Source organism: Streptomyces poriticola, from assembly GCF_036689765.1.
GTDB classification, from domain to species: domain Bacteria; phylum Actinomycetota; class Actinomycetes; order Streptomycetales; family Streptomycetaceae; genus Streptomyces; species Streptomyces poriticola.
The window spans coordinates 81,479-94,688 of the sequence record NZ_JBAGKH010000027.1; the positions used below are offsets into that span (position 1 = coordinate 81,479).

At 72.9% G+C, this 13,210-nt stretch carries 12 protein-coding genes; 7 read left to right on the forward strand and 5 right to left on the reverse strand.

The window, feature by feature from the left end:
- Positions 1-42 precede the first annotated feature (42 nt).
- The 4 genes from V5O46_RS25700 (at position 43) to V5O46_RS25715 (ending at position 5,271) form a co-directional block, all read left to right on the forward strand.
- The gene (locus V5O46_RS25700; protein WP_408649056.1) at positions 43-1,368 is read left to right on the forward strand and encodes a cytochrome P450; all 1,326 of its coding nucleotides are present in this window, start codon (positions 43-45) and stop codon (positions 1,366-1,368) included.
- A 757-nt stretch (positions 1,369-2,125) separates the two neighbouring features.
- Complete coding sequence (locus V5O46_RS25705) at positions 2,126-3,517, forward strand: FAD-binding oxidoreductase (RefSeq protein ID WP_332887075.1); 1,392 nt, start codon at positions 2,126-2,128, stop codon at positions 3,515-3,517.
- Positions 3,518-3,559: 42 nt separating this feature from the next.
- On the forward strand, positions 3,560-4,858 hold the full coding sequence (locus V5O46_RS25710) for a M18 family aminopeptidase (protein WP_332887076.1): 1,299 nt from the start codon (positions 3,560-3,562) through the stop codon (positions 4,856-4,858).
- A gap of 143 nt (positions 4,859-5,001) precedes the next feature.
- On the forward strand, positions 5,002-5,271 hold the full coding sequence (locus tag V5O46_RS25715; RefSeq protein ID WP_332887077.1) for a DUF6458 family protein: 270 nt from the start codon (positions 5,002-5,004) through the stop codon (positions 5,269-5,271).
- Positions 5,272-5,338: 67 nt separating this feature from the next.
- Here the strand turns inward: V5O46_RS25715 and V5O46_RS25720 are convergent, their stop codons facing one another.
- Positions 5,339-5,731, reverse strand: coding sequence for a cupin domain-containing protein (locus V5O46_RS25720; protein WP_332887078.1), 393 nt, complete (start codon positions 5,729-5,731; stop codon positions 5,339-5,341).
- A gap of 51 nt (positions 5,732-5,782) precedes the next feature.
- On the opposite strand from V5O46_RS25720, the gene V5O46_RS25725 reads away from it, so the two are divergent.
- Together V5O46_RS25725 and V5O46_RS25730 are read left to right on the forward strand one after the other, a co-directional pair.
- Positions 5,783-6,850 (forward strand): helix-turn-helix domain-containing protein, encoded by a 1,068-nt coding sequence (locus V5O46_RS25725; protein WP_408649057.1) that lies wholly within the window; start codon positions 5,783-5,785, stop codon positions 6,848-6,850.
- Complete coding sequence (locus tag V5O46_RS25730) at positions 6,847-7,344, forward strand: LURP-one-related/scramblase family protein (RefSeq protein ID WP_332887080.1); 498 nt, start codon at positions 6,847-6,849, stop codon at positions 7,342-7,344. The genes V5O46_RS25725 and V5O46_RS25730 overlap by 4 nt, the downstream gene beginning before the upstream one ends.
- 777 nt (positions 7,345-8,121) lie before the next feature.
- Here V5O46_RS25730 and V5O46_RS25735 read toward each other — a convergent pair.
- A complete protein-coding gene (locus V5O46_RS25735) occupies positions 8,122-8,919 on the reverse strand; it encodes a carbon-nitrogen family hydrolase (RefSeq protein WP_332887081.1) in 798 nt (265 codons plus the stop codon).
- Positions 8,920-9,114: 195 nt separating this feature from the next.
- On the opposite strand from V5O46_RS25735, the gene V5O46_RS25740 reads away from it, so the two are divergent.
- Positions 9,115-9,939 (forward strand): maleylpyruvate isomerase family mycothiol-dependent enzyme, encoded by an 825-nt coding sequence (locus V5O46_RS25740; protein WP_332887082.1) that lies wholly within the window; start codon positions 9,115-9,117, stop codon positions 9,937-9,939.
- 253 nt (positions 9,940-10,192) lie between these two features.
- On the opposite strand, the gene V5O46_RS25745 is transcribed toward V5O46_RS25740, so the two are convergent.
- The 3 genes from V5O46_RS25745 to V5O46_RS25755 all read right to left on the reverse strand — a co-directional run.
- A complete protein-coding gene (locus tag V5O46_RS25745; RefSeq protein ID WP_332887083.1) occupies positions 10,193-11,491 on the reverse strand; it encodes an MFS transporter in 1,299 nt (432 codons plus the stop codon).
- Positions 11,488-12,141: a GntR family transcriptional regulator gene (locus tag V5O46_RS25750; RefSeq protein ID WP_332887084.1), complete on the reverse strand. Its 654-nt coding sequence runs from the start codon at positions 12,139-12,141 to the stop codon at positions 11,488-11,490. The genes V5O46_RS25745 and V5O46_RS25750 overlap by 4 nt, the downstream gene beginning before the upstream one ends.
- A 133-nt stretch (positions 12,142-12,274) precedes the next feature.
- Positions 12,275-13,210: dihydrolipoamide acetyltransferase family protein (locus V5O46_RS25755; RefSeq protein WP_332887085.1), on the reverse strand; the 936-nt coding region annotated here is incomplete at its 5' end.

Consider the following 13,210-nt stretch of genomic DNA (forward strand, 5'->3'; position numbering starts at 1 on the left):
CCCGGCTGCCCGGGGCACGCAGGTGCCCGCCCTGCGGAGCGTTTGTTCGGCGCTGAGTTCGCCGCCGATCCCATGGCGTCGTACACCCGGCTACGTGCCCACGGCTGCGTCGCTCCTGTGGAGATAGCGCCCGGCGTGCACGCATGGCTGGTGACCGGCTACGAGACGGCCCTGGAGGTGCTGCGCAGTCCTGAGCGCTACTCCAAGGATCCGCGACGATGGCGGGCTCTGGCCGACGGGTCGGTGCCGGCGGACAGCCCGGTGGTACCGATGATGATGTACCGGCCGAACGCCTTGTGGACCGACGGCCAGGAGCACAGCAGGCTGCGCGGCGCGATCACGGACAGCCTCGGCCGCGTCGACCCCGACGCGTTGAGGGGGTACGTGGAGCACAGTGCCGACACGCTCATCGACCGCATCGGCCCCAGGGGAAAGGCGGATCTGCTGTCCGAGTACGGCGCCGTCCTGCCCCTGCTGGTCTTCAACCAGCTCTTCGGCTGCCCACCGGACATCGGGGACAAGCTGGTCGACGGAATGTCCGGGATCTTCGACGCGGACGCCGACGCCGAGAAGGCCAACGCGGTCCTGACCGAGGGGGTCGCGGAGCTGGTCGCCCTCAAGCGGCGGGAGCCGGGGCCGGATCTGTCGTCCTGGCTGATGGCGCATCCCGCTCGGCTCACCGACGAGGAGATGATGCACCAACTGGTGCTCCTCATGGGCGCAGGTACCGAGCCGCAGCAGAATCTCATCTGCAACGGGCTGCGGCTGCTGCTGTCCGACGAACGGTTCGCAGGTGACCTCGCAGGCGGCAGCATGCCCGTCGACGACGCCATCGACGAGGTCCTGTGGACCGACCCACCGCTGGCGAACTACGCCATTCACTATCCGGTCCAGGATGTAGAACTCGACGGAAACCTCCTTCGTGCGGGCACCCCTGTTCTGATCAGCCTGGCCGCCGCGAACACGGGTACCGGTCTCGCGTACGACCGTCGGCGCGGCAATCGCGCGCACCTCGCGTGGAGTGCGGGTCCCCACACCTGTCCGGCGAAGGGCCCCGCCCACCTGATCGCCGCAACGGCCTTGGAGAAGCTGCTCGACCGGCTCCCCGACATCGAACTGGACGTCCCCGTCGAGGCTCTGCGCTGGCGGCAAGGTCCCTTCCACCGGGCGTTGGCCGCCCTGCCCGTCCGCTTTCCCCCGATCGCACCCACCACCCGGTGGGCTCCAGGCGACGAAGGGGCGGCGAGCCCGGCCCTGTCGCCGTCCGCCCCTGCGGTCTCGGCATCCAGAGCGCCGGAGTCCGGATCAGCAGCAGGGCCCCGCCGATCCTGGTGGAACCGCGTGACACGGCGCACGCCCACCCGTTGAACCACGGCACCGCCTGCCGGCAGCCGTCCTTCCGAGGAGGCCGGGTCCTGTCGCTGGATCACTGCGCGATACCAACCGCCGAGGTCCTCGACCAGAAGGGAGCGGCGAGCAGGCTGACGAGCCTCGCGTGATCGGCGCTCAGAAGCCGGTGTCCCGTCGATCACGAGGACGGTTCTGATCGAACGGGATCCCTGGTCGGGTGATCCTGGCCGGATGATCCTGGCCGGGTGGGTCCACGAAAGCAGGACCTCCGGTGCGGCACGAGGGCAGCCGGAGGCCGGGCGAAGCCGCACCCCCGCGCCGGTGCGACGGCGGAGGGCCTGCCGACCGTCCTGCGACCCGCCCGGCGGAAGGCGGCCCCACCACGGACGCGGCCACCAGCCGCCGGCCTCCTCACCACCGACCCAGCCGACCCATCAGTCCGACGGCCCGGCAGGCCGGGACCCCACCCGCAGACCGGCCTGAGACGGCCCGTGAACACGCCACGGCCGCGCCCCGTCGGCCGGACGCCCCCCACCACCACCATGCCACGCGCCCCCGTCGGCACTCGGCACCCGCCCGGTCGCCCGCCCGCCGCGCGGGCGGCGACGCAGCCGCCCGATGGGCCGTTCTGCCCATCGGGCAGAGCCGTGACGAATGGGCGGTCCGGTCGATGCCCGGGCCGCCTGCCTTCGCCTAGAACGAAGACACAGGCACCCGCCGATACCTCCGCGGACGCGGACATCGCGTCCGCCGCGCCGGAGAGGAGCTGCGAGCCATGACCGGCACCGTCCACCCGCACCCCGCCCGGGTCCTCGACGCGCTGCACGGCACCGTCCGCGGTGACGTCATCGGCCCGGACGACCCCCGCTACGACCGGGCCCGCCGGGTCTACAACGCGCTGCACGACCGCCGTCCCGCCGTCGTGGTCCGGCCCGTCGACGCCGACGACTGCGCGACCGCCGTGAACCTCGCCCGTGAACGCGGGCTGCCGCTCGCGGTGCGCGGCGGCGGACACTCCGTCGCCGGGCACGGCACCTGCGACGACGGGCTGGTGCTCGACCTGTCCCGGATGCGCACCGTCCGCGTCGACCCGGAGCGGCGCCTCGCCCGGGCCCAGGGCGGCTGCACCTGGCGGGACTTCAACAGGGCGACGTACGCGCACGGCCTGGCAACCACCGGAGGCGTCGTCTCCTCCACCGGTATCGCCGGCCTCACCCTCGGCGGCGGGATGGGGCATCTGGCCCGCCGCTACGGGCTGAGCTGCGACAACCTGACCGCGGCCGAGATCGTCACCGCCGACGGCACCCTGGTGCGCTGCGACGCCGAGCACGAAACCGATCTGTTCTGGGCGCTGCGCGGCGGCGGCGGCAACTTCGGTGCCGCGGTGTCCCTGAGCTACCGGCTGCACCCCGTGGCGGACATCCTCGGCGGCCCCACGTTCTACCCGCTGGACGGCGACGTCGTACGGCGCTGGCGGGGGCTGGTCGCGGACTCGCCGGAGGAGTTCAACACGCTCTTCGCGGTGGCGCTCGGCCCACCCGTGCCGTTCCTGCCGGAGCGCTGGCACGGACGGCCGGTGTGCGGTGTGCTCACCTGCTTCAGCGGCGCCGAGGAAGAGGACGACCGTGTCCTCGCCCGGCTCGCCGGACTCGGCCCGGTCCTCGGCCGGGCCGTGCGGCGGATGCCGTACCCGGTGATCAACACGCTGTTCGACGAACTGCTGCCCGCCGGGCTCTACCACTACTGGAAGGGCGCCTTCAGCCGCGACGTGCCGGACGCCGCCATCGACGTCCACATGAGGTACGGCCGCGCCCTGCCGTCGCTGGAGAGCGACACGATCGTCTTCCCCGTCGACGGCGCCTGCCACCGCGTCGGCCCCGAGGACACCGCGTTCGCCTACCGTGACGCGGTCTTCTCCACCGTGTACGGCGCGAGCGTCCCCGACCCCTCCCACATCGCCGAGGACATCGCCTGGACCCGGGAGTACGACGCCGCGCTCCGCCCGCACACACTCGACGCGGGCTACGTCAACTTCCTCACCGCCGACGACCAGAACCGGATCCGTGCCAGCTACCGTCAGAACCACGACCGGCTGACGGTGGTCAAACGCCGCTTCGACCCGGGCAACCTCTTCCGCCTGAACCACAACATCACGCCCGGGCGGTAACGGACCCGGGAGCGCCCCGTTGTCCGTCGTTAAGGTGAACCCATGAGCGAACCTCCCCGCTTCGACCGCGGCCACACCGACGACCTGATGTCCTTCCTGGCGGCGAGCCCCACGCCGTACCACTCCGTGGCGAACGCCGCCGAACGGCTGGAGAAGGCGGGCTTCCGGCAGGTCGCCGAGACGGACGCCTGGGACGGGACGACGGGCGGCAAGTACGTCCTGCGCGGCGGGGCGATCGTGGCCTGGTACGTCCCCGAGGGCGCCGAGCCGCACACCCCGTTCCGGATCGTCGGCGCCCACACCGACTCCCCCAACCTGCGTGTCAAACCCCGGCCCGACAGCGGGGCGCACGGCTGGCGCCAGGTCGCCGTCGAGGTGTACGGCGGCCCGCTGCTGAACTCCTGGCTCGACCGCGACCTGGGCCTGGCCGGCCGGCTGAGCCTGCGCGACGGCTCCACCGTCCTGGTCGACGTCGACCGGCCGCTGCTGCGCATCCCGCAGCTCGCCATCCACCTGGACCGCACGGTCTCCTCCGAGGGGCTCAAGCTGGACAAGCAGCGCCACCTCCAGCCGGTCTGGGGTCTCGGCGACGACGTCCGCGACGGCGACCTCGTCGCCTTCCTTACGGAGACCGCGGGCATCCCGGCGGGCGAGGTGACCGGCTGGGACCTGATGGTCCACTCCGTGGAGCCGCCCGCGTACCTGGGCCGGGACAAGGAGCTGGTGGCCGGCCCGCGCATGGACAATCTGCTGTCCGTGCACGCGGGCACCGCGGCCCTGGCCGCGCTGGCGACGGCCGACCGGACGCTCTCCTACATCCCCGTCCTCGCCGCCTTCGACCACGAGGAGAACGGCTCCCAGTCGGACACCGGCGCCGACGGCCCGCTGCTCGGCAGCGTGCTGGAGCGCTCGGTGTTCGCGCGCGGGGGGGCGTACGAGGACCGGGCGCGCGCCTTCGCGGCCACGGTCTGTCTGTCGTCGGACACCGGCCACGCGGTGCACCCCAACTACGCGGAGCGGCACGACCCCACGCACCATCCGCGCATCAACGGCGGCCCGATTCTCAAGGTCAACGTCAACAACCGGTACGCCACGGACGGTTCGGGCCGCGCGGTGTGGGCCGCCGCCTGCGAGCGTGCGGACGTCCCCTTCCAGTCCTTCGTCTCCAACAACTCCATGCCCTGCGGCACCACGATCGGCCCGATCACCGCCGCCCGGCACGGCATCCGCACGGTCGACATCGGCGTGGCCATCCTGTCGATGCACAGCGCCCGCGAGCTGTGCGGCGTCGACGACCCGCACCTGCTGGCGAACTCGCTGGTGGCGTTCCTGGAGGGTTAGCCCGGGAGCCCGGTCACCCGCCCGGGAGCCCCGGCACCCGCCCCGCCAACACGCGTGTGACGCATGAGTGTTGCCCTCCGGGGCACCCGGAGGGAGCCGGGCCGGGTGGAACGCCCGGCCCGACCGACAAGGAGGGGACACTCATGGGCCTCGGCGGATGCATCATCCTCCTCGCCGCGGGAGCCATCCTCACGTTCGCGACCGACTGGGAGATGCAGGGCGTCAACCTCGACCTGGTCGGCGTCATCCTCATGATCGCCGGCCTGATCGGTGTGGCGACCTTCGGCAGCATCGCCCGGCGCAGGCGCGTGGTGATGCCCCCCACGACTCCGGTCGTCGAGGATCCTGCGGCCCCGCACTCCGGCCGGCGCGACGGCTACGGCAACGGCTACAGCAACGGCTACGGCGCCTGAGGCCTCAGCGTCCACCCGGTCAGGTCGTTGCGTTGCCCGCCCCGTCATGTCGGTTCGCGCCCCTCGGTCAGGTGAGCGCGTGACCGGTGGTCGCGTCGACGTGGTCCGGGACCTCGTCGTGGCGGTCGCCGACCGTGAGCGTCCCGGTCGGCTCCAGGAGCAGCAGCGCCGTGGGCACGGGTGCGTACGGCTTGTGCTCGATGCCGCGCGGCACCGTGAAGACCGAGCCCTTCGGCAGGACGACGGTGCGCTCGCCGGCCGGCTCGCGCAGGGCGATGTGCAGCTCGCCGTCGAGGACGAGGAAGAACTCGTCGGTGTGGTCGTGGGCGTGCCAGACGTGCTCGCCCTCGACCTTCGCGATGCGGACGTCGTAGTCGTTGACGGCGGTGACGATGCGCGGGCTCCACTGCTCGGTGAAGGAGGCGAGGGCGGCGGCGAGCGAGATCGGTTCCTTGTTCATACGGTCATCGTCGGGGTACCGGGACCCTCGCACGAGTGCTAGGAATCGCATATGCCGCAAGGATCCTCTCAGCCCGCTCGGCCGGGCCAGCCCGCTCAGGCCGCTCAGGCCGCTCAGGCCGCTCCGCCCGCTCAGGCCGCGCGTCCGCACCGTGTCGCCGTGATCGTCGACGAGGGCACGAACCCGTTCGAGGTCGGCTGCGCCACCGAGCTGTTCGGGCTGCCACGGCCCGAGCTGGGGCTTGCCGGCCCCTTGTACGAGGTGACGCTCTGCGCGCCGGATCCCGAGGTGCGGATGAACCACGGCTTCTTCACCCTCACCGATGTGCCGGGCCTGGACGCGGCGGACGACGCCGACACCCTCGTCGTACCGGGCCGGCCGGACAACGTCGTCCCGCGCGGGGAGGCCGTGCTCGCCGCCGTCCGCCGCGCCCACGCGCGCGGTGCCCGCGTGGTGAGCTTCTGCACCGGCAGCTTCGCGCTCGCCGAGGCCGGGCTGCTGGACGGGCGCCGGGCCACCACGCACTGGCTCTGGGCGGACTCCTTCCGCTCGCTGCACCCGGGAGTGGTGCTGGAACCGGACGTGCTGTTCGTGGACGAGGGCGGGATCCTCACCGCCGCGGGCAGCTCCGCCGCGCTGGATCTCGGGCTGCACCTGTGGCGGCAGGACCACGGCGCCGAGATCGCCAACGCCGTCTCCCGGCGGCTGGTGTTCGCCGCACACCGGGACGGCGGGCAACGGCAGTTCGTGGAGCGGCCGGTGCCGGACGTGCCCGACGCCTCGCTCGGCCCGCTGCTGGCATGGGCGCAGGAGCGGCTCGGCGAGCCTCTGACGGTGGCGGAGCTGGCAGCGCGCGCAGCGGTCTCCCCGGCCACCCTGCACCGCCGCTTCCGCACCCAGCTGGGCACCACGCCGCTGGCCTGGCTGACCGCCGAGCGGGTGACCCTGGCCCGGCGGCTGATCGAACGCGGGGAGAACCGGCTGGACGTGGTGGCGGCCCGCTGCGGGCTGGGCACGGCCGCGAATCTGCGGGCGCGGCTCCGGCGCGAGACCGGGCTCAGCCCGTCGGCCTACCGGCGGCGTTTCGGTCCGGGCACGGGGGAACCGATCACCGCATGAGATTCCTCGTGTACGACCGGATCCTGGGTTTCGGCGACGACTACTGGATCGAGGACGACAGCGGAAACAAGGTCTTCCTCGTCGACGGCAAGGCGCTGCGGCTGCGGGACACCTGGGAGCTGAAGGACACCCGGGGGCGGGTGCTGATCGACATCCGCCAGAAGATGTTCGCGCTCCGGGACACCATGGTGATCGAGCGGGCCGGCGAGCCGCTGGCCACCATCCGGCGCAAGCGGCTGTCGCTGCTGCGCAACCACTACCGGGTGTCCCTGGCCGACGGCAACGAGCTGGACGTCAGCGGCAAGATCCTCGACCGGGAGTTCGCCGTCGAGTACGACGGTGAGCTGCTGGCCGTGGTCTCGCGCCGCTGGCTGACGCTCCGCGACACCTACGGCATCGACGTGGTCCGCGACGACGCCGATCCGGCACTGCTCATCGCGCTGGCGGTGTGCGTGATCCACCTGGCGGAGAAGGAACGGGAGGACGACGACTGACCCCGCCTGCGACCGCGTCACACCGGGCGCGGGCAAGCAGGCCAGGCGCGGATACGGCACACCGGATGCGGGGGCGCCACCCCGGGCGCGGGGTACCAGGCGGTGCCGGGCCCCGGGCGCCTGTGTCGGGTCCCTGTGCAGGTCACTCGGCCGACGGGTGCCGGTCTGCCGGGTGCCGGTCTGCCGGGTGCCGGTCTGCCGGCGACGGGGGCCGGCGACGGGGGCCGGCCGGTGGAGTGGGGTGCCTGTCCGCCGGGGCGACGGGTGCCCGGCCGATGGGTGGCACGCGCCGAGCCCCCGGGCACAGGGCGCCGGGCTCCGATGCCGTCCACACCGCGGACGAAGGCCGTGCACCGCGTGCCCGGCGACGGTCTGCCGGACAACGGATGCCGGCCCCCGGGTGCCGACGGAACGCCGCGCGAAGGATGCCCAACTGCCGGGCGGCAGGTGCCAGGTGCCCAGCTGCCGGACAGCAGGTGCCGAGCCCGCGGGCGCGGGCTGCCGGGACCCCGATCCCGACCTGCCGGGCGGATGCCGGGTTCCGGGCGACGGAGAGCCCGGGAGCGGGTGCCGGGGCTGACGCCCGTCGGCGCCCAGGTGGCCGCCGGGCGGGCAGTGCATGGCCTGCAGCGGATGCAGCGGCGCGCGGGGCTGCGTGGGCCCGGCGCGGCGCGCGCAGGGCCGCGGCCGTCGCGCGATGCGCCCGCCGACGGGCGACGGGCGACAGGCGACAGGCGACAGGCGACAGGCGACAGGCGACGGCAAGCCGGTCTCGCGTCAGCGGCGCGGCGGTTCCAGGCCGAGCACGCGGTCCTTGAGCGCCGGGAACTGCTCCCGGATCTTCGCCACCTGCGCCGGATCGAACTCCACGCTGAGCACCTCCTCGCCCGGGCCGGCCTGGGCCAGCACCTCGCCCCAGGGATCGACCACGATCGAGTGACCGGCCTGCGGAACCCCGGCGTGCGTCCCGGCCGTTCCACACGCGAGGACGAACGCCTGGTTCTCCACCGCCCGCGCCTGGGCCAGCAGCGTCCAGTGGGACCGTCGGCGCTCCGGCCAGCCCGCCGGGACGACAAGGGTCTCGGCGCCCGCGCCGACCAGACCGCGGAAGAGTTCGGGGAACCGGAGGTCGTAGCAGGTCGCCACGCCCAGGGTCGTCTGCGGCAGACGCACCGTCACCAGCTCCCGCCCCGCGCCCATCAGCACGGCCTCGCCCTTGTCGAAGCCGAAGCGATGGATCTTGCGGTAGGCGGCGGCCAGGTCGCCGGACGGGGAGAAGAGGAGGGAGGTGTTGTACAGCGGTCCATCAGGGTCGCGCTCGGGGATCGAACCGGCGTGCAGCCACACACCCGCCTCGCTCGCCGCCTTGGCCATCGCCTCGTACGTCGGCCCCTCCAGCGGCTCCGCCTCGGTCCCGAACGCCTCGTAGGCGAACGCCCCCGTGGTCCACAGCTCCGGCAGGACGACGAGGTCGGCGCTGCCCGACTGCTCCCGGACGAGATCCACGGCACGGACCCGGCGCGACACGACCGATTCGTCCTCGTTCACGGCGATCTGGATCAGAGAGGCGCGCACATTACCACCGTCCTGGCATTCGGGCAGTCGACACCTGACATTCCCCCGGGCCTACGATCGTCACACGAAAGCACTGCCGGGGTGCCGCACAGCAGCGTAACTTAGCGTCCCAAGACGCCCGCCGACTGCAGCCACCTCCCACTGGCACCGACGCCACCACCTGCCCGTGTACCGACCGCCGAGGGGTCCCGTTCCGTGAGTCTGCATCCCACCCTCCAGCCCTACGCCGACGCCTGGACTCACTCGATCGAGGCGATATCCGCGCTGGTCCAGCCGCTCGCGGAGGCGGAGTGGAACCGCCGGACGCCGTGCCCGGGCTGGTCGGTGCGGGACATCGTCTCCCACGTCATCGGCCTGGACTGCGAGATGCTCGGCGACCCGCGCCCCATCCACACCCTCCCGCGCGACCTGTTCCACGTCACCAACGAGCACCAGCGGTACATGGAGATGCAGGTCGACGTCCGCAGGCACCACACGGCGCCCGAGATGACGTCCGAGCTGGAGTACACGATCATCCGCCGCAACCGCCAGCTGCGCAACGAGTCGCGCGACCCGGGCACCAAGGTGCGCGGCCCGCTCGGCGCCGAGCAGACCCTTCAGGACGCGATGCGCCGGCACGCCTTCGACGTGTGGGTGCACGAGCAGGACCTGCGCACGGCCCTCGGCCGCCCCGGCAACCTCGACTCGCCGGGCGCCCAGGTCGCCCGTGACGTGCTGCTGGCCGAGTTCCCGCAGATCGTGGCCGAGAAGGCGAACGCGCCGCGCAGCTCGGCCGTCGTCGTCGACGTGCACGGCCCGGTGGAGTTCCTGCGCACCATCCGCGTCGACATCCAGGGCCGCGGCACCCTGGAGACCGCGCCCGCACTCGGCCCGGCCGCCGCCCTCACCCTGGACTGGGAGACCTTCGTCCGCCTGGCCTGCGGCCGCATGACCCTGGAGGCGGCAGCGGACCGGATCAAGACGGAGGGTGACCCGGACCTGGCGGCGGCGATCCTGCGCAACTTCACGGTGACCTCCTGAGCCGGTCGGGGCGAAGTCCGCTGCGGTTCTGCAGCGCCCTGGAGGGGCGCGGGAGGCTGCGCGACCAGCCACGACGGCACCGCAGACGGGCGACGGCATTTCGCGGCACTTCCAGCGGAGCGCTCAGCACGCAGCAGCACCGAACTGCCCGTCCGGCGTTCGAGGACGAGGCCGTCCAGGCCGACAGCGCGGGCCTGGGGGCAGCAGCCCCCAGCCCGGCCCGCACCCGCACCGGGCCCCTAGCACCGGGTGCCTATACGGGAACGTGCACCGTCTCCACCCGACTGGCGACAAGTCGCTCCCGCTCCCGGCGGGCCGCCCTCCTCCGCAGCCGCAGAATCTGGGACACCCCCACCGCCTGCAGTACGAACACGGACGAGAAGGCGACGGAGTACGCGTCCTCGGTGACGTCCAGCAGCACACCGACCGCGAACAGGGTGGTCATCGACGCCACGAAGCCACCCATGTTCGTGATCCCGGACGCCGTCCCCTGCCGCTCCGGCGGATTCGCCGGCCGGGCGAAGTCGAAGCCGATCATCGACGCCGGCCCGCACGCACCGAGCACCGCGCACAGCACCACCAGCAGCCACATCGGAGCTCGCTCGGCGGGCCAGGCCAGTGTGGCGGCCCACAGCGCGGCCGTCGTCGCGACCGTGCCCAACGCAAGCGGCAGCCGCGCCCCGTGGTGCCGGGCCACGATCTGGCCGTAGACCAGGCCGATCGCCATGTTGGACAGCACCACCAGGGTGAGCAGCTCACCGGCGGCGGCCCGGGACAGGCCCTGCGCCTCCACCAGGAACGGCATCCCCCACAGCAGCAGGAACACCATCGCCGGGAACTGCGTGGTGAAGTGCACCCACAGCCCGAGCCGCGTCCCCGGCTCCTGCCACGAGGCGGCGATCTGCCGCCGCACATACGCGGCACCCTGGTGCGGCACCGGCTCCGGCTCGTGCCCCTCGGGGTGGTCCTTGAGGAAGAGCAGCAGCAGGACCAGCACCACGACCCCCGCGAGCGAACTGCCCGCGAACGCCGCCGTCCAGCCGACATCATGCAGCAGCCGGGCCAGGACCAGGGTGGAGACCAGGTTCCCCGCCATGCCGACGAGCCCGGCGAGCTGGGCGACCAGCGGCCCGCGCCGGGCCGGGAACCAGCGGGTGCCGAGCCGCAGCACACTGATGAACGTCATCGCGTCGCCGCAGCCGAGCAGCGCCCGCGCGGCCAGCGCCATGCCGTACGACGGGGAGAGCGCGAAGCCGAGCTGCCCCGCCGTGAACAGCACCACGCCGATCGTCAGCACCTTCTTGGTGCCGAGCCGGTCGACCAGCAGCCCGACGGGTATCTGCATGCCCGCGTAGACCAGCAGCTGGAGGATGGAGAAGGTGGACAGCGCCGAGGCGTTGACGTCGAAGCGGTCGGCGGCGTCGAGGCCGGCCACCCCCAGCGAGGTGCGGAAGATGACGGCGACGAAGTAGACGGAGACGCCGATGCCCCAGACGGCGACGGCGCGCCTGCCCCCCGGAGGGTCCCCGGGCAGGCTGCCGGAGCCGGTCATCGCACCTCTCCCCGGGCCAGGTGCGAGAACCAGCCGACGTGCCGGTGGACGAGGCCGACGGCCCGGTCCGCGTCACCGGTGCGCAGGGCTTCGAGGATCTCCTGGTGCTCGGTCACGTTCTTGGCGATCCGATCGGGGTGGGAGTGCATCACGGCGACACCCATCCGCAGCTGACGGTCGCGGAGCTGGTCGTAGAGGCGGGAGAGGATCTCGTTGCCGCCGCTGCGGACGATCTCGGCGTGGAAGCAGCGGTCGGTGACCGCGGCGCCGGCGAGATCGCCGGTGGCGGCCTGCTGCTTCTGCCGGGCGAGCAGCTCCTCCAGCCGTTCGATCAGCCCCGGCGGGGCGGGTACGGCCTTTCTTGCGGCGTGCTCCTCGACCAGCAGCCGGGTCTCCACCACATCGGCGATCTCCTGGGCGGAGACCGGCAGGACCAGCGCGCCCTTCTTGGGGTAGAGCCGGATCAGCCCCTCGGCCTCCAGGCGGAGCAACGCCTCGCGGACCGGGGTGCGGGAGACCCCCACGGCCCCGGCGAGCTCGCCCTCGGTGAGCAGCGTGCCGCCCTCGTAACGGCGTTCCAGGACGCCCTGTTTGACGTGGGTGTAGACACGGTCGGCGGCGGGCGGCTGCTTCACGGCGAGGGACGGCATGCCGACAGGATAGATACAACACGTACGCATAGAGGTGCGGGTCCACCATGCGGACGTCCGCGACGGCGGCCGGCCTCACCGCCCGGGCCGGCACCGGACGGCGGCCCCCGCTCGCCGCGGGGGCCGCCGGCACTCAGGCCCAGGTGATCAGCCGCTTGGGCTGCTCCAGGATCGCGGCCACGTCGGCCAGTACCTTCGAGCCCAGCTCACCGTCGACCAGCCGGTGGTCGAAGCTCAGCGCCAGAGTGGTGACCTGGCGCGGCTTCACCTTGCCCTTGTGGACCCACGGCTGCGGCTTGATGGCGCCGACCGCGAGGATCGCGGACTCGCCGGGGTTCAGGATCGGGGTGCCGGTGTCGACGCCGAAGACGCCGACGTTGGTGATGGTCACCGTGCCGCCCTGCATCGCCGCGGGGGAGGTCTTGCCCTCCCGCGCCGTGGACACCAGCTCGCCCAGGGACGCCGCCAGCTGCGGGAGCGTCTGGGCGTGGGCGTCCTTGATGTTGGGGACGATCAGGCCGCGGGGGGTGGCCGCCGCGATGCCCAGGTTGACGTAGTGCTTGACCACGATCTCCTGGGCCGCCTCGTCCCACGAGGCGTTGACGTCCGGGTTGCGCCGGATCGCGACCAGCAGGGCCTTGGCGATCAGCAGGAGCGGATTGACCCGCAGGCCCGCGAACTCCTTGTCCTGCTTCAGCTCCTCGACCAGCTTCAGCGTGCGGGTCACGTCGACCGTCACGAACTCCGTGACATGCGGCGCCGTGAACGCCGAGCCGACCATCGCCGCCGCCGTGGCCTTCCGGACGCCCTTGACCGGGACACGGGTCTCCCTGACGGTGTCGTACGACACCGCGGCGGGGGCGGACGGGGCCGCGGGCGCGGGCACCGGCGCGGCCGCCACGGGCTCCGGGGCCGGGGCCGCGGGCGGGGCGACCGCCGCGTGGACGTCCTCGCGGGTGATGATGCCGCCGGGACCGGTCGGGGTGACCGTCGCCAGGTCCACGCCGAGATCCTTGGCGAGCTTGCGCACCGGGGGCTTGGCCAGCGGGCGCTCCCCGCCCGCCGGGGC